The 16479-nt window shown below is 63.7% G+C and carries 11 protein-coding genes and 4 tRNA genes; 8 read left to right on the top strand and 7 right to left on the bottom strand.

The window, feature by feature from the left end; all coding sequences use genetic code 11:
* Positions 1-6 precede the first annotated feature (6 nt).
* A complete protein-coding gene (pvdN, locus tag TRP66_RS04965) occupies positions 7-1290 on the bottom strand; it encodes a pyoverdine-tailoring periplasmic protein PvdN (RefSeq protein WP_333400250.1) in 1284 nt (427 codons plus the stop codon).
* A 37-nt stretch (positions 1291-1327) separates the two neighbouring features.
* Positions 1328-2674, bottom strand: coding sequence for a pyoverdine-tailoring dipeptidase-like protein PvdM (gene pvdM, locus TRP66_RS04960; protein WP_333400249.1), 1347 nt, complete (start codon positions 2672-2674; stop codon positions 1328-1330).
* Positions 2675-2855: 181 nt separating this feature from the next.
* Between pvdM and pvdP the strand changes: the two genes are divergently transcribed.
* Complete coding sequence (pvdP, locus tag TRP66_RS04955; protein ID WP_333400248.1) at positions 2856-4481, top strand: pyoverdine maturation tyrosinase PvdP; 1626 nt, start codon at positions 2856-2858, stop codon at positions 4479-4481.
* Positions 4482-4705: 224 nt separating this feature from the next.
* Here pvdP and TRP66_RS04950 read toward each other — a convergent pair whose 3' ends face one another.
* From TRP66_RS04950 to TRP66_RS04930, 5 genes are all read right to left on the bottom strand, one after another.
* A complete protein-coding gene (locus TRP66_RS04950; RefSeq protein ID WP_333400246.1) occupies positions 4706-6091 on the bottom strand; it encodes an efflux transporter outer membrane subunit in 1386 nt (461 codons plus the stop codon).
* Between the two features lie 7 nt (positions 6092-6098).
* Positions 6099-8057, bottom strand: coding sequence for a MacB family efflux pump subunit (locus TRP66_RS04945; RefSeq protein WP_333400245.1), 1959 nt, complete (start codon positions 8055-8057; stop codon positions 6099-6101).
* A complete protein-coding gene (locus TRP66_RS04940; RefSeq protein ID WP_333400243.1) occupies positions 8058-9230 on the bottom strand; it encodes an efflux RND transporter periplasmic adaptor subunit in 1173 nt (390 codons plus the stop codon).
* Positions 9231-9383: 153 nt separating this feature from the next.
* A complete protein-coding gene (locus TRP66_RS04935; RefSeq protein ID WP_333400242.1) occupies positions 9384-9668 on the bottom strand; it encodes a hypothetical protein in 285 nt (94 codons plus the stop codon).
* A 147-nt stretch (positions 9669-9815) separates the two neighbouring features.
* Positions 9816-11012 (bottom strand): amino acid aminotransferase, encoded by a 1197-nt coding sequence (locus TRP66_RS04930; protein ID WP_333400241.1) that lies wholly within the window; start codon positions 11010-11012, stop codon positions 9816-9818.
* A gap of 351 nt (positions 11013-11363) precedes the next feature.
* Here TRP66_RS04930 and uvrB point away from each other — a divergent pair, with 351 nt between their 5' ends.
* From uvrB to TRP66_RS04895, 7 genes are all read left to right on the top strand, one after another.
* Positions 11364-13379, top strand: coding sequence for an excinuclease ABC subunit UvrB (uvrB, locus tag TRP66_RS04925; protein WP_333400240.1), 2016 nt, complete (start codon positions 11364-11366; stop codon positions 13377-13379).
* Positions 13380-13626: 247 nt separating this feature from the next.
* Positions 13627-15108: a glutamate--tRNA ligase gene (gltX, locus tag TRP66_RS04920; protein ID WP_333400239.1), complete on the top strand. Its 1482-nt coding sequence runs from the start codon at positions 13627-13629 to the stop codon at positions 15106-15108.
* Positions 15109-15289: 181 nt separating this feature from the next.
* Positions 15290-15365 (top strand) — tRNA-Ala (locus TRP66_RS04915).
* 77 nt (positions 15366-15442) lie between these two features.
* Positions 15443-15518 (top strand) — tRNA-Glu (locus TRP66_RS04910).
* Positions 15519-15570: 52 nt separating this feature from the next.
* A tRNA-Ala gene (locus TRP66_RS04905) sits at positions 15571-15646 on the top strand.
* 45 nt (positions 15647-15691) lie between these two features.
* A tRNA-Glu gene (locus TRP66_RS04900) sits at positions 15692-15767 on the top strand.
* A 229-nt stretch (positions 15768-15996) separates the two neighbouring features.
* On the top strand, positions 15997-16458 hold the full coding sequence (locus TRP66_RS04895; RefSeq protein ID WP_333400238.1) for an acyl-CoA thioesterase: 462 nt from the start codon (positions 15997-15999) through the stop codon (positions 16456-16458).
* Positions 16459-16479: the final 21 nt, after the last annotated feature.

Below are 16479 nucleotides of genomic sequence, written 5' to 3'. Positions count from 1 at the left end.
GCCGCGTCAGGCGGGACGGTCGAGCAAGGCCATGAAACGCTCGATCTGGGCCTCGTCGTTGAGCAGGCCGGGGGCAGTGCGCACCACCGGACCTATGTCGCGATCCACGGCATCCACCACGGCGCGCTGTTTCATCAGCCGCGCGGCGACCTGATCGCAGTCCTGGTCCTTGACCCGGAAAAAACTGAAACCGGCGGAGAGTCGGGGGTCCAGCGGCGTGACCACCTCGATATCGCGCCGCTCGGCGAGACGCTGTTTCAACTCGCTGTTGAGCTGGTGAATGCGCCGCTCGACTTCGGCCTTGCCCAGTTGCAAGTGCAGCTCGAACGCCTTGTCGAGCGCCCAGCGGTGCTCGAACGAGTGGTAGCCGCCCGGGGTCATGATGGTCCCGAAGCTGGTGGCTTCCGAAAAGGTGGGGATCAGCGGGCTGACGTCCTTGAGCTGTTCAGAGCGGGCGCAGACGATCCCGGTGCCACGCGGACCGAACATCCATTTGTGGGTCCCGGCGACGAAGAAGTCGCACTTCATGGCGGGGAAATCCAGATTCTCGACGCCGAAACCATGCACGCCATCGATCACGTAGAGAATGCGGTCCTTTTCGTCCCGCTCGCGGTTGTGTTCTTCCACCAGCGCGCCGATGTCCGCAATTGGCAGTTTGACGCCGCTGCCGGACTGCACCCAAGTCATGCCCAGCACGCGGGTCTGCGGACGGATACTGCGGGCGATGTTGCCGAGGATTTCGTCGCTGGACACCTGGGCCGAGTCCTTGAACAGGCGAATCTTGCGCACCTGTGTACCATCGCGCCGTTGGCGAAAGCCGAGGATGGCGCGGGTGCAGGAATGTTCGTGTTCGGTGGTGAGGATTTCCTGGTCCGGCCGGACATTGATGCCGCCGTAGATGATTGCCAGGCCTTCGGTGGTGCTGCCGGTCAAGGCGATCTGGCCAGGCCGGGCATCGAGATAGCGGCCGGCCCACTCGCGCACCTGGGCTTCGCGGCGTTCGGTTTCCTGGAAATCCCAGTCCATGGCCAGTCCGGGATTGCGGTCGATGAACGCACGGTGGGCTTCGATTGCCTCGCGCACCGGTCTGGGGTGGGAGGTCACCAGAAAATTCGAGAAGTGCAGGCAGTCCGGGTCCTGATCGAACAGCGTGCGCAGCGTCGTCCATTTGTCCCCGGCAGCAGGGGCCGGATGCGCGGTGGCACTGAGCGCCGGATTCAGGGCAGACCCCAGGGGCAGCGCGGCGGCCAGCAAGCCGGCCTGCTTAAGGAAGGTTCTGCGGTCCGTCATCGGGCGTCACCGGAAAAATCGGAAGGCATGGGCCGGTTCATTGGGCTGCGACCGGGCGGGCGGCCGCGGCCTGGACTTCGCCCCAGACCCGCAGAAAGTTGCCGCCCCACAGCTTGGCGATATCGGCCTCGGCATAACCGCGTTCGATGAGTTCGGCGGTGACGTTGCGGATTTCGCCGACGTCGTTGAAACCCTTCACGCCGCCGCCATCGTTGAAGTCCGAGCTGATGCCGACGTGGTCGATGCCGATCTTCTTCACGGCATAGTCGATGGCGTTGACGAAGTCCTTGACCGTGGCTTTGGGCTCTTCTTCGAGAATGGCGTACAGCTTGCCGGCGTAGGCGCCGAAGCGCTGTTCCGGCCAGACCGTGATGATCGGGTCGCCGGGCATCAGCGCCATGGCGAGGTTGGGCAGGGGCGGCAGATCGAATTCCTTGCGCAGGTCGTTGAGCTTACCCAGGGTCCGTTCGCTCAGGGGGCGCAGATAAGCGGGGAAGGCGACGATCTGTACCACGCCACCGCTCTGCTTGATGAGCTGCATTTCTTCGTCGCTGAGGTTGCGCGGAATGTCCACCAGCGCCCGGGGCGCGGAATGGGACGCGACCATGGGCGTGCGACTCAGACGGGCGACCTGCTCCAGCGCTTTGCTCGACATCTGCGATACGTCGATGATCACGCCCAGGTCGTTGAGGCGGCGCACGGCCTGTTGGCCGATTTCCGAAAGTCCGCCCAGCGCGTCGGGTGAATCGTTGAAGAACGGTAGCGGTCGCGAGGAGTCCGCCCAGCTGTTGTTGCCGACATAACTGAAGCCGAACATGCGCATGCCGCGAGCGGTCCACAGGTCCAGCTGGCTCAGGTCGTCGCCCAGCGGATAGGCGTTGAGCATGCTGATGAAGATCGCGAACTTGCCTTCGCCGTGCAGCCTGCGCATGTCTTCCGGGGTGTAGGCGATGCCGACCTGATGGGGAAAATCGCGCACCAGACCGGTGATGATCTTGTAGCGCACTTCCTGCTGCATGCGCGCTTCCTCGACGAACCCCGCGGTCGGTCGATGCGGCGCGTTGGGCCCGTTCCAGATCTCCGGCCAGCCGAATACCGTGAGGGCGGCACCGGAAAGCCGTCCGCGACCAGCCTTGACCAGGTCAAACTGGCCCGAGCCGTCTTTGTCGGCTTCGTTGCCCTCGCTGCCGAATTTCATTGGCACCGTGATGTGGCTGTCGAACGAGACGATGCGCTCCTGCAAGGCTTCGGCCTGCTGCATGACCTTCACCGGGTAGCCGGCGGGCGACCAGTAGTTCCACGTCAGCACGCCGGCCGCGGCGCTGACGGCCAGGGCCAGCGGCAGGCCGATGAGCAGGGTCTTTTTCCAACGCGGTTTCGTCATTGCCATCTCGTTCAGGTAAGCCGTTCAGAGCCTTTGCTATCTGGGGTGAACGAGCGCAGCGCCGGAAAATTTAGCGGGGGATCCGCGGCGGGATTCGGGGAGCGTTCAGCGGTTAAATTTCCCGCTCGGCGCTACGTTCTAGCTGGATGGCAGTTGTCGCCGGGCGGGAACAGGTAGGGTAATGACGATTTCACGACGAGGATTCATGGCAGGCCTGGCGCTGACCGGCGCCGCGGTTCCGGCTGCCTGGTACGCGCATCGTGAACTCACCCGAGTGGACGAACCGGTCACCCCCGGCGAAGCCACCGCCGGCCCCGCTGACCCGGCTACCCGGCGCATCGCCGAGAAGCTGCGCGGTATCTGGGACCTGCGCTTCGAAGGTCGTGACGCGGGGCTTGCGGGGCTGCCGCCCGACGGCTCGCAGATGTTCCTCGACGTCGCGCCGCGGGGTCGCGGGCTGCGTGGCTATATAGATACCCCCGAGGGCCTGCGCGGCGAACAGGCGCCACGCTTCCGGGTCATCGGTGATCTGGATGCCGCCCAGGGCCCGACGCTGTACTTCCGGATCATGAGCGGCCAGGTCGATGACAGCCCCGGCTGCGACGCGCCACTGTACGAACTCAGTCTGTTGCTCGATGAAGTCTGGGGCGCGTTCGGCAACGCCGGCAGCGGCAGCCTGAGCGGGCGGGTACAGGATCTGGATCGTCCGCTGATGCTGCCCGAACTGGATAACCGGGTCATCGCCGTCAAACAGCGCTTTCCCGAGGCTCGCGAGCGTATTCCGCTGACGCCGCCGTTCATGGACTGGCTGGTTTCGAAGGAGCACCGCCTGTTCCACCAGCTATGGCACGCATCGAGGGACAAGTGGCACCGGTTGCCCGATGACAAGCGTGAAGGGCTGCGCGGCATCGGCTGGCAGCCCGGTCCGCGCGACCGGGAGCGCGACGCTCGCGGGCCGCGCAAGGACCGCAACGGCTCCGGCGTGGATTTCCTGTTCATGCACCGGCACATGATGATTCACGCGCGAAAAATCCAGGACCTGCCGTCCTGGCCACGCTTTCCTGGGCCGCAGCCCGCGCTGGAGCGGGACCGTCCCGGTTTCGCCCGTTATTTCGACAACCTCGACGGCTGCTCGCTGCCTCCCGAGTGGCTGGCGCCTGGGGACGAGGAATACACCCGGCTGGTCAGCGACATCAAGAGTCCCGAGACCTACCACACTCATTTCGAGGTCTGGGAATCGCGTTACCGCGACCCGCGTTTTCTCTCGAAGCTGACCCTGGGGCAGTTCGGCTCGCAGGTGGAGCTGGAGCTGCATGACTGGCTGCACATGCGCTGGGCCTCTGTGGCCCGGGATCCGGCCAACGGCCAGCCGTTGCCGATGGCGCGTCGCTCGGATGATTTCGCCGAGCGCTGGTTTGGCGCCGAAAACGATTTTCTCGCCGATCCCTTTTCTTCCCATGTGAACCCGGTGTTCTGGATGTTCCATGGCTGGATCGATGATCGCATCGAAGACTGGTTCCGTGCCCACGAGCGTTTCCATCCGGGGGAGGTCAGCCGCCTGGAGGTGAACGGCGTGCCCTGGTTTTCCTCGGCCCGCTGGGTCGATATCAGCGACCCGTGGCTGGGGCCCGTGACGCACGGTTGCAGCACGACGCCGGGGTTGCAGGCCGGGACCAGCATGGAGATGGACCCTGAGGTGATGAAGCTGGCGCTGCGCATCACCTTTGCCGCCGAAGACAAGCTCGACGACCTCCTGCGCCGCGTCCCGCGCCGGCCGTGGTATGCGCGCAAGCTGCTGGAAGCATAAAACCCCTGGACACCGCGAATTTCGTAGGAGCGGATTTATCCGCGAAAGGCCATGAAGGCCAAGGCATTGGCTGCGTCTGATACATTTTTCGCGGATGAATCCGCTCCTACGGGCGATAGCAAGCGCCCTCAAACCGTGTCGTTCCCATCGCCAGCAAGCTGGCTCCTACGCGTGCGCACCAAGACGTGTAGGAGCCAGCTTGCTGGCGATCAGCCTTTCGGGATTCAGGCGCTCCAGCCGCCGCCCAGCGCTTTGTACAGGGCGATGCTGGCCTGCATCCGTGCCAGCCGAAGTTGCACGCTGATGTCTTGTGCCAGGTACAGAGTGCGCTGGCTTTCCAGCACGGTGAGCAGGTCTTCGGCGCCCGCTTCGTAGCGACTCTGGGCGATGGTGAAGGCGATTTGCGCCTGGCGCAGTTCCTCTTCATGCCATTCACGTTGCTGGTCCAACCCGCCGATGGCATTCAAGGCCTTTTCCACATCGGCGAAGGCATTGACGATGGCCCCTCGATAGTCTTCCAGCAGTTCCGCCTGACGCGCCGTGGCGCGATCCTTTTCCGCGTTCAGCCGACCATTGTCGAAGACCGGCCCGGCAAGTCCCGCGGCCAGAGAAGAAAAGGGCGCGCGCAACCAGTCTTCGGCGCGAACCGCTTCGGTGCCCACGCCCGCGCTCAGCGTCAGCCTGGGCAACAACGCGGCACGCGCCACGGTGACGTCGGCCTGGGCAGCCGCGAGCTCGGCTTCGGCTTTCGCCAGATCCGGACGCCGGCTCAGCAGTTCACTGGGCACGCCCGTGCCGATTCGCGGCCAGTTCAGTTGCTCGAAACCCTCATCTTGCAGATTCAGGTTCTGCACCGGCTGGCCCAGCAGGGCGGCCAGGCTGATCACCTGCTCGTTTGCCAGTTGCTGAATGCGCGGCAGTTCACGTTGTTGGGTGGCAACCAGGTTTTGCTGCTGCGCGAGTTCCAGCGCGGTCGCGGAACCCGCGTCATAGCGGGTCTGGACCAGCTTGAGCACGTTCTGGGCGTTGGTCAGGTTCAGCTCGGCGATGCGCCGCTGTTCACGCGCCGAAAGCGTCTGGGCGTAGCGATCCGCGACGCTGGTCAGCAGGGTCAGCTCCACGGTGGCCTGATCGAACTCGCTGGCCTGGAGCAGAAAGCCGGCACTGTCGCGGGCAGCGGCAACGCCTCCCCAGAAGTCCAGCTCGTAACTGGCGGTCAGACTGCTGGTGAAGCTGTCCTGGTTGTTGTCGTCGAACCGATTGGCCTTGCGGTCCTCGCGACGCATGAACTTGTTGCGTTCGCCACGCAGGTCATAGCTGACCTCCGGCAGCAGCGCGGCGCCGCCGATCACGGCTGTGGCCCGGGCCTGTCGGACCCGCGCCACGGCGGCGCCGATCTGGTGGCTGTCGCGACGGGCCTGCTCGATCAGACGATCAAGTTGCGGACTGCCGAAGCCATGCCACCAGCGCGCATCGGCTTGCCGCGCCGACACGCTGGAAGCGAAGTTCCAGCGGGCGGGCGGCTCGACGCCGTTTGGCGGCCTGGGCGGCGGGGAATGGCAGGCGCTGAGCATCACACCGGTGGTCAGCAGGACAAGAATCGGCTTCATTCGGGACTCATTCACTGGACAGGGCGGCAACCGGATCGAGGCGGGCGGCTTTGCGGGCGGGCATGAAGCCGAAGATCACCCCGGTCGCCAGCGCACAGCCCAGGGCGCCGAGCATTGCGGACAGGGAAAACGCCACGGCCACTTGCCCGAGCAGCAACGCGCCGCCCATGAACAGCGCGAGGACCACGCCGGCGATGCCGCCCACCACCGAGAGCAGCACCGCTTCGGTGAGAAACTGGCGCAGGATGTCGCGCTGGCGGGCGCCGGTCGCCATGCGGATGCCGATTTCGCGGGTCCGTTCGCGCACCGTCATCAGCATGATGTTCATCACCCCGATGCCACCCACCAGCAAGGAGATGGCCGCGATGGAACCCAGCATCAGCGACAGGGTGTTCTGGGTCCGCGCTTCGGCCTGGATCATCGCCGCGTTGTTGGTCAGCTCATAGTCCGGCCGGCCGTCGTGCAGGCGGTCCAGTAACTGGCGGATGGCACGTTCGGCCTGAGTGACGTTGTTTGCGTCACGCGCGGCGACGGTCACGTATTCCGGATTCCGCGTGCCGAACAGACGTATGCTGGCGGCGGAGTAGGGGATCGCGATGCGGTTGTCGCTGTCCGGGTCGCCGGAACTGGCGCCTTTTTCCTGCAATACGCCCACCACCTGAAAGGGGACGTTTTCGATCAGGATGTATTGACCGATGGGGTCGATGTTGTTCTTGAACAGCTTGTGCCGGACCTTGTGCCCGATGACCGCCACCGCCGCCGCGTTGCGCTCGTCGGCGTCGGTGAAGTAGCTGCCTTCCACCACCGGCCAGTTGAATATCGCCGGAAAGTGCGTGTCGTTGCCGCCCACGTAGCTTGAGTGGTCGACATTGCCGAAGCGCACGCTGGCCTGCCCGCCATTGACCGGCATGATCATCTTTACCTCAGGCAGGGCGCCCAGCGCCGCGACGTCCTCCAGGATGATGATGCCTTCCGGGGCGCGCGGTGCGGAAGGCTTGCCGTTGAGGTAGATGATGTTGGAACCGAAAGAGGACATCTGCGCCATGACCTGGCGTTTGCTGCCTTCGCCGACGGCCAGCATCACCACCACCGAGGCTACGCCGATGACGATGCCCAGCAAGGTGAGCGCGGTGCGAAAGCGGTTGATCCACATCACCCGCCACGCTGCCTGCAGCGCGTCGAGCAGTTCGCCTTTCCAGGCGCCGCGCGCCGTGCTGCCCCGCGCCAGACGCTGGCGCAGGTCGGGGGCCTGCAAGGCTTCAGGACGATCGGTCGCGGGTGTGCCGCTGTCGCTGACGATGGCGCCGTCCTTGACCTCGATCACCCGCTGGGCACGCGCCGCGACCGCCCGGTCGTGGGTGATCAGGATGACCACGTGGCCCTGGGCCGCAAGTTCGTCGAGCAGGGTCATGACCTCCGCGCCGCTGTGACTGTCGAGCGCGCCGGTGGGCTCGTCGGCCAGGATGATGTGACCGCCGTTCATCAGCGCGCGGGCGATGGACACCCGCTGCTGCTGGCCGCCCGACAGTTGATGCGGACGATTACCCTTGCGGGTCGCGAGGCCCAGCCGTGTCAGCAAGGCCTCGGCCCGGGCGTGACGCTGGGCAGGCGGCGTGCCAGCGTAGATCGCCGGCATCTCGACATTTTCCTGCGCCGAGCCGGAGGGAATCAGGTGGTAACCCTGAAACACGAAGCCGAACGCCTCGCGCCTCAACCACGCCAGTTCATCGCTGCCCAGCGCCGCCACGTCTTCTCCGGCGAACAGGTACTGACCAGAATTCGGTCGGTCAAGACAGCCCAGGATATTCATTAGCGTCGACTTGCCTGAGCCGGACGCTCCGACGATGGCGACGAATTCGCCGGGATGGATGGCCAGATCGATGCCGCGCAGCACCTCCACCCGCGGGCTGTCACCGCCGCCGTAGGCCTTGCGGATATCCCGCAGCTCGATCAGAGGTGTGGTCATTCAGCCTCCGCTGCCGGTGGCGGGTCTGACCAGCAGGCGTTCGCCTTCGCTCAGGCCGTCCAGCACCTGGACCCGAAGCCGATCGCTGATCCCGGTGCGCACCCTGCGCTGTTCGATCACCCCGTCGCCGTTGATCACCCGGGCCAATTGCTGGTTGTCTTCAGGGCCGCCGCGCAACGCTGAGAGAGGGGCGGTCAGGGCATCGCGCGCGCTGCCGGCGACGAAGAACACCTGCGCGGTCATCTCGGCCATGAGCGCCTGATCGGCATTGTCGACGTCCAGCAGGACGGTGTAGAGCACCACCCGGCCGCCGCCGTGTTTGCCGGCGCTGCTCGGGCTGCCACCGCCCTGGTTGGCCTGTTCCAGCGGTTTGGGCGGGACCGGCAGGATCTGACGCACAGTGCTGTTCCAGCGCCTGCCGCCGCCGCTCAGCGTGGTGAACCATGCTCGCATGCCCGGTCGGACCCGACCGATATCCGCTTCCGACACTTCGGCCCAGACGGTCATCGGCGACAGACGCGCGATGCGCAGGATCAGCGGCGTCTGCTGCTGAGCGTTGAGCGTCTGGCCTTCCCGCGCATCGAGGGCAACCACGGTGCCGGACATGGGCGCGTAGATGCGTGTATAGCCGAGTGCCGCCTCGTCGCTGCGCAACGCGGCCTGGGCTTCGAGAATCTGCGCCTTGAACATATCGACCCGAGCCTGGGTCGCGCGGAATTCGGACTCGGCGGCCTGCACATCTTCAGCGCGGGTCGCACCGCCGGCGGCCAGGCTGTTCTGGCGTTGCCGCTTCTGGCCGGCGAGCTGGTGCAGAGCCCGCTGTTCTTCGAGTTGCGCCTTGAGGTTGTCGATGGCGAAGCGGGCGGCATCCAGTTTGGCTCTCTGGGTGGACGGATCGATTTCCACCAGGAGCTGACCTTCCTGGACCTGATCGCCTACCTGGGCATGGATCTTCATGATCTGGCCGCTCGCCTGGGAGCCGACGTCCACATAACTGCGCGGTTGCAGGGTGCCCAGCGCGGTGACGCTGCTTTCGATGTCGCCGCGGGTGACGGCCACGGTGGTCGCGTCGTCCTGGCCCGAGGGCAGGATTTTCCAGGCGCACAGGGCAATTACCGGGAACAGGCACAGCGCCAGGAGCACGGTGCGGCGTAGGTGTCGGGGGCGTGTCATGCAGGATGCCTGCTCGCAAGGATCGGTCGGAAGTCAGCCGGGCGAAAGCGCCGGTTGGAAACTGTCCATTAAACGAGAGCGGCGGGCGGGAATTTAGCGGGGAGGACCGGAGGGCGAAGGGAACGCGCGAGGCGCTCCCTGATCGGAAGCGTGTCAGCCGCCCTGTGTGTCGATATCGGCATCATGACCTTGAGTGGGTTGCAGATTGCGCTGGGTTGCGGGCTTGTGCTGCGGCTCGTAGTCCGGGACGTAGGCGCTTTTCTCGGCATCGACCGGGGCTGGAGCATCGGACTGAGACTGACTCTGATCCGTAGTCGTGTCCGGATTGCCGCCGACACTGGCTCCGTCATTCTGCGACTGGGTGTCGATGGACGGGTCGTTGCGATCCTGGGCAGCGGTCTGACCGGTCGCTTGTTCTTTTTGCTCTGGCGTGGACATATGCACCTCGTGGCATTCGGATGGAGTGCTTACGAACCTTTGAGGCCACCGCCGCGCAGTGGTTCGATCGAAGTCGTGGCCAGAATTGCGGCAATGAAAAAGGGAAGCACCTGGCTTCCCTTTTGTGTAGCGACGATCAGAACGGGGTCAGAGCACTTGCTTGATCGCGTCGCACACCGCATCGATGTTGCGGTTATTCAAGGCCGCCACGCAGATGCGACCGGTGTCCAGTGCATAGACGCCGAAATCGCTGCGCAGGCGCTGGGCCTGGGCCGCAGTCAGGCCGGAGTAGGAGAACATGCCGCACTGACGCGCCACGAAGCTGAAGTCCTGCCCGGCCGGGTTGTCCGCCAGACGCTCGACCATCGCTTTGCGCATGCCGTGGATGCGGGTGCGCATCTGGCCCAGTTCTTCTTCCCACATCACGCGCAGCGCCGGATCGTTGAGCACGGCCGAGGAAATGATCGCGCCATGGGTCGGCGGGTTCGAGTAGTTGGTGCGGATCACGCGCTTGACCTGGGACAGGACACGGGCGGTCTCTTCAGCGGACTCGGTCACGATCGACAAAGCGCCGACCCGCTCGCCATAGAGCGACAGCGACTTGGAGAACGACGTGGAGGCGAAGAACGTCAGGCCGGATTCGGCGAACAGACGCACTGCGACGGCATCTTCCTGGATACCCTGGCCGAAGCCCTGGTAGGCCATGTCGAGGAAGGGTACGTGCCCCTTGGCTTTGACGACTTCCAGTACCTTTTTCCAGTCGTCCGCGCTGAGGTCGACCCCGGTCGGGTTGTGACAGCACGCGTGCAGCACCACGATCGAGCCGTTCGGCAGCGCGTTGAGGTCTTCCAGCATGCCGGCGCGGTTCACGTCATGGGTGGCCGCGTCGTAGTAGCGGTATTCCTGCACCGGGAAGCCGGCCGCTTCGAACAGTGCGCGGTGGTTTTCCCAGCTTGGATCGCTGATCGCAACCACGGCGCCGGGCAGCAGGCGCTTGAGGAAGTCGGCGCCGATTTTCAGAGCGCCGGTGCCGCCGACCGATTGGGTGGTCAGGACGCGGCCCGACGCGATCAGCGGCGAATCCGCGCCCAGCAGCAGCTTTTGCACGGCCAGGTCATAGGCGCCGATGCCGTCGATTGGCAGGTAGCCACGGGGCGCGTGCTGCGCGACGCGGATCTTCTCGGCTTCGGCCACCGCGCGCAGCAGCGGAATGCGCCCGTCTTCATCACAGTAGACGCCCACGCCCAGATTGACCTTGGTGGTGCGGGTGTCGGCGTTGAATGCTTCGTTGATACCCAGGATCGGATCGCGGGGCGCCATTTCGACAGCGGAGAAGAGGCTCATTTTTGCGGCAGCTCTGTATGAGGGGAAGGAAAAGACCCGCTCTGACCGGATGCGCCAGAGTGGTGCACAAACGGGGACCTAGTATAGAGAGCATCCGGGGTAGGGGCGACAGGCTGTCGGCACTTTTTGCAGGTTTTTGCGGCTTTGTTCGAACGTTCGTCAGCCGGCGGCCTCAATCTCTTGAACGCTGTCAAAATAGGCGGGTTGAAAGATGGGGTTCTGGCCCCATCTACAGTGATATCTCACTCGACTCGCTGCGCCCGTCCTCTTCCGGATCGGGCGCTGGCTTCGTTTCGTTCGAGCGAGCCTGTTGGCGCGCCAGATCGTGTGCCCCGTAACGAGAGGTAGGTTATGTCCGAGTTCCAGCTCGTCACCCGATTCAAGCCAGCCGGCGATCAGCCCGAAGCTATCCGTCAGATGGTAGAAGGCATCGAAGCTGGCCTGGCGCACCAGACTCTGCTCGGCGTGACCGGCTCGGGCAAGACGTTCAGCATCGCCAACGTCATCGCCCAGGTAAAGCGTCCAACGCTGGTGCTGGCGCCGAACAAGACCCTGGCCGCTCAGCTGTATGGCGAGTTCAAGGCGTTCTTCCCCAATAACGCGGTCGAGTATTTCGTTTCCTACTACGACTACTACCAGCCTGAAGCCTACGTGCCGTCGTCGGATACCTTCATCGAGAAGGATGCCTCGATCAACGATCACATCGAGCAGATGCGGCTTTCCGCGACCAAGGCGCTACTGGAACGCAAGGACGCGATCATCGTTACCACAGTGTCGTGCATCTATGGTCTGGGCAGTCCGGAAACCTATCTGCGCATGGTGCTGCACATCGATCGCGGTGACAAACTCGACCAGCGCGCCTTGCTGCGCCGCCTCGCGGATTTGCAATACACCCGCAATGACATGGATTTCGCCCGCGCGACCTTCCGGGTGCGCGGCGACGTGATCGACATTTACCCGGCGGAATCCGATCTGGAAGCGATCCGTGTCGAGTTGTTCGATGACGAAGTCGAGAGTCTGTCGGCATTCGATCCGCTGACCGGCGAGGTGATTCGCAAGCTGCCGCGCTTCACTTTCTACCCCAAGACCCACTACGTCACACCCCGCGAGACCTTGCTCGACGCGATGGAAGGCATCAAGGCCGAGCTGGCCGAACGGCTGGAATACCTGCGCAGCCAGAACAAACTGGTTGAGGCGCAGCGTCTGGAACAGCGCACCCGGTTCGACCTGGAGATGATGCTTGAGCTGGGCTATTGCAACGGCATCGAGAACTACTCGCGCTATCTGTCGGGCCGTCCCTCGGGCGCGGCGCCGCCCACGCTGTACGATTACCTGCCGCCTGACGCGCTGCTGGTGATCGACGAGTCCCACGTCAGCGTGTCCCAGGTGGGCGCGATGTACAAAGGCGACCGCTCGCGCAAGGAAACCCTGGTGGAGTACGGTTTCCGCCTGCCCTCGGCGCTGGACAACCGGCCCATGCGGTTTGACGAGTGGGAAGCGATCAGCCCGCAGACCATTTTCGTCTCGGCGACGCCCGGGACCTACGAGGCCGAGCATGCCGGCAGGGTGATCGAGCAGGTCGTGCGACCCACCGGTCTGGTCGACCCGGAAGTCGAAATCCGTCCGGCGCTTACTCAGGTCGATGACCTGCTGTCGGAGATCAACAAGTGCGTGGCGAAAGAGGAGCGGGTGCTGGTCACGACCCTGACCAAGCGCATGGCCGAAGACTTGACCGATTACCTGGGTGACCATGGCGTGCGGGTGCGCTACCTGCACTCGGACATCGATACCGTCGAGCGGGTGGAAATCATCCGTGACCTGCGGCTAGGAACCTTCGACGTACTGGTGGGGATCAACCTGCTGCGCGAAGGTCTGGACATGCCCGAGGTGGCGCTGGTGGCGATCCTCGACGCGGACAAGGAAGGTTTCCTGCGTTCCGACCGCTCGCTGATCCAGACCATCGGCCGCGCGGCGCGTAACCTCAATGGCCGGGCGATCCTGTATGCGGACAACATGACCGGGTCGATGCAACGCGCCATCAACGAGACCGAGCGACGCCGCGAGAAGCAGATCGCCTTCAACCTGGAGCACGGCATCACGCCGGTCGGTGTCTCCCGCGATGTGGCGGACATTCTCGAAGGCGCGACCGTGCCGGGCGCGCGCAGCAAGAAGCGCAAGGGCATGGCCAAGGCCGCGGAGGAGAGCGCGAAGTACGAAAACGAATTGCGCTCGCCGAGCGAGATCAACAAGCGCATTCGTCAGCTCGAAGAAAAGATGTTCCAGCTGGCCCGCGACCTGGAGTTCGAAGCAGCCGCGCAGATGCGCGACGAGATCGGCAAGCTGCGGGAGCGGTTGCTGCAGGTGTGATAGCTGCCGCTGCGGGGCACATTACGTAGGAGCCAGCTTGCTGGCGATGAGCGGTCACGCCGCGTGCCTGATATTTCGCGGAGGCCTCAATGCTGCCGCTTTGCGGCAGATCGCCAGCAAGCTGGCTCCTACGGGTAATCGTCATAGCCAGCTTGCTGGCGATATCCACCGAAGCGGCCTCCCGCTGGAGCCGCACACCTCGCGCCTGTTAAGATTCCGCGCTTGATCGACCTATTCGGGATTTTCCATGAGCACCGTTCGTACCCGCATCGCGCCATCGCCTACCGGCGACCCTCACGTTGGCACGGCCTACATCGCCCTTTTCAACTACTGCTTCGCCAAGCAGCATGGCGGCGAATTCATCCTGCGCATCGAGGACACCGACCAGCTGCGCTCGACCCGTGAGTCCGAACAGCAGATCTTCGACGCGTTGCGCTGGCTGGGGATCGAATGGAACGAAGGCCCGGATGTCGGCGGTCCGCATGGTCCTTACCGGCAGAGCGAGCGGGGCGACATCTACAAGAAGTATGCCCAGCAACTGGTCGACATGGGGCACGCGTTCCCATGCTTCTGCACCGCCGAGGAACTGGACCAGATGCGCGCTGAGCAGATGGCGCGTGGCGAAACCCCGCGTTACGACGGTCGCGCCTTGCTGCTGTCCAAAGAGGAAGTCCAGCGTCGTCTGGACGCCGGCGAGCCGCACGTCATCCGCATGAAGGTGCCGAGCGAAGGCGTCTGCGTCGTGCCTGACCTGTTGCGTGGCGAGGTCGAGATCCCGTGGGATCGCATGGACATGCAAGTGCTGATGAAAACCGACGGCCTTCCGACCTACTTCCTGGCCAACGTGGTCGACGATCATCTGATGGGCATCACCCACGTGTTGCGTGGCGAAGAGTGGCTGCCGTCGGCGCCCAAGCTGATTCTGCTCTACGAATACTTCGGCTGGGACAAGCCGCAGCTGTGCTACATGCCGCTGCTGCGCAATCCGGACAAGAGCAAGCTGTCCAAGCGCAAGAACCCGACTTCGGTGACCTTCTACGAGCGCATGGGCTTCATGCCTGAAGCGATGCTCAACTACCTGGGCCGCATGGGCTGGTCGATGCCTGATGAGCGGGAGAAGTTTTCGCTGCAGGAAATGGTCGACAACTTCGACCTGTCGCGCATCTCCCTGGGCGGACCGATCTTCGACATCGAGAAGCTGTCGTGGCTCAACGGCCAGTGGTTGCGGGACCTGCCGGTGGAAGAGTTCGCCTCGCGGGTGCAGACCTGGGCGTTGAATCCCGAGTACCTGATGAAGATCGCGCCGCACGTTCAAGGCCGTGTGGAGACTTTCAGCCAGATCGCACCGCTGGCGAGCTTCTTCTTTGCCGGAGGCGTCACGCCGGACGTGAAGCTGTTCGAACACAAGAAGCTCTCGCCCGAGCAGGTCCGCCAGCTCATGCAGTTGATCCTCTGGAAACTGGAATCGCTGCGCCAGTGGGAAAAGGATGCGATCACCGGGTGCATTCAGGCGGTGGTCGACCATCTTGGCCTCAAGCTGCGTGACGCCATGCCGCTGATGTTCGCTTCGATCACGGGGCAGGCCAGCTCGGTCTCGGTGCTCGATGCCATGGAAATCCTTGGCCCTGACCTGACCCGGTTCCGCCTGCGTCAGGCCATCGAGCTGCTGGGCGGCGTTTCCAAGAAAGAAAACAAGGAATGGGAAAAGCTGTTGGGCGCCATCGCCTGACGCCAGTCTCATGTGATCGTCTCTCGCGCGCCGGACGGGCAGGGCGCGTGAGGCGATTGCCCCTGAAAACGGGGTTCGGCGGGTAAGTGTTTGTTATCCCGACGAAAAATTTTAAAAAAAGTTGAAAATAAGTTTGACAGGTTCGCGACTCGCGCTTAACATGCGCCCCGTCCACTGATGTGGGGCTATAGCTCAGCTGGGAGAGCGCCTGCATGGCATGCAGGAGGTCAGCGGTTCGATCCCGCTTAGCTCCACCAATTTTCAGGTTCGAGACCAGGTTTCACAGGGTCTTGAATCATCGGTCAGATCCCAAGTCTGACCGGAAAGAAGGTTTGTCCCCTTCGTCTAGTGGCCTAGGACACCGCCCTTTCACGGCGGTAACAGGGGTTCGAGTCCCCTAGGGGACGCCAGTTTCATCGAGTGACGCCGCAAGGTCGATCTCCGCCGCAGGGCGTTAAATTCGGGGCTATAGCTCAGCTGGGAGAGCGCCTGCATGGCATGCAGGAGGTCAGCGGTTCGATCCCGCTTAGCTCCACCAATTTGCCAGGATTCGCCATTTGGCGGGTCTGACAGAAGGTTTTGCGTCCCCTTCGTCTAGTGGCCTAGGACACCGCCCTTTCACGGCGGTAACAGGGGTTCGAGTCCCCTAGGGGACGCCACGATTTCTCGCTCTGCGAGACCAAGGGTCATTCGATTATTGAATGGCCCTTTTGTTTTTCCGGGGTTTTATTTTTCGCCGGCCCTAATGTGTGGGAGCCAGCTTGCTGGCGAAAGCGTCGGCAGCTTCACCGGCCGCTTTCCCTGCATAAGTTCCCGAGCGCGCTTGCGTACGCCCCCATTATCCCCGCGCTACACTCCCGCCACGTGAATCCATAAGCAGGAGCGAGCATGGTTTGGGATCAGGCTGAACCTTTCGTCATCGATCTGGTGGTAGGCGCCGAAGACATCGACGGGCTTGGCCACGCCAACAATGCCGTCTACGTGACCTGGCTGGAGCGTTGCGCCTGGCGTCACTCCCAGCATCTGGGCCTGGACCTCAGCGAATACCGCCGGCTAGACCGGGCCATGGCCGTAGTCCGACACGAAATCGATTACCTGGCCAGCGCCTACGAAAACGACGAATTGCAGTTGGCGACCTGGATCGTCGACTGGGACCGCCGGCTGAAAATGGCCCGTCGCTTTCAGCTGCGACGGCCCGCTGATGGCGCGACGCTGCTGCGCGCGCAGACCACCTTCGTTTGTATCGAACTGTCCACCGGCCGGCCCAAGCGCATGCCGAACGAGTTCATCGAGGGTTACGGTCAAGCCATGATCGACGACGGCATTTGCAAGTCCGGCGCCGACCAGTAAACTGCCGGCCTTTTTTTCGAG

It is taken from the genome of Pseudomonas sp. JDS28PS106 (genome assembly GCF_036706555.1).
In the GTDB taxonomy this organism is placed as follows: domain Bacteria; phylum Pseudomonadota; class Gammaproteobacteria; order Pseudomonadales; family Pseudomonadaceae; genus Aquipseudomonas.
This window is presented reverse-complemented; position numbering and strand designations above follow the sequence as displayed.